This window comes from Gaetbulibacter aestuarii (genome assembly GCF_039537665.1).
Lineage (GTDB): Bacteria > Bacteroidota > Bacteroidia > Flavobacteriales > Flavobacteriaceae > Gaetbulibacter_A > Gaetbulibacter_A aestuarii.
Genome location: NZ_BAABAY010000010.1, coordinates 1 through 528 on the forward strand (window position 1 = coordinate 1; position 528 = coordinate 528).

General features: G+C 33.1%; 1 protein-coding gene. It reads right to left on the bottom strand.

Going from position 1 to position 528, the window contains the following annotated elements; genetic code table 11:
- Positions 1-108 precede the first annotated feature (108 nt).
- Positions 109-528 (bottom strand): hypothetical protein (locus ABD682_RS14690; RefSeq protein WP_344742388.1); only part of this gene is annotated, 420 nt, incomplete at its 5' end.

The following is a 528-nucleotide window of genomic DNA, read 5'->3' on the forward strand; positions in this document are numbered from 1 at the left end:
TTAACTCGACTTTTTGGTTCTGAATTCTGATTTTTTGTTTGGCCCATTCCTTGTCAGGATTAAAACGGGCTGCTTTTCCAGGAACCATTTGTGTTCTACATGTATCATTTATTTTTTAATTAAAGTTAATTTATAATTGTCCTGAGATCGAATATCGATAAGCAGTTTTGAACCTTTTTCTATTTTATTTTCTAAAATATATCTGGATAACTGCTCACGGGTCTTATGTTTCTCGCTAATTGTTATTGTTTCGAGATGTCCATCCTCAAAAGCAATTTCAACTTTTTTTGGTTTTTTAAAGACAACGATATCTCTGATCTGTTTTTCAATATCATTTAGATAACTCAAGTTTTTTTTCTTGTTACCAAATTCGGCGTCAAATACCTTCGATATGATTGGGATTATTGGTATGCTAATCATGGGGTGTTCTATAAAAGCACTACCAAGCTCAAGTTTTAACAGGTCTCCACCCACACCAAAAACGTAATCATTAGTTGCTGGTACATATAAAATGGAATGTGGTAGACC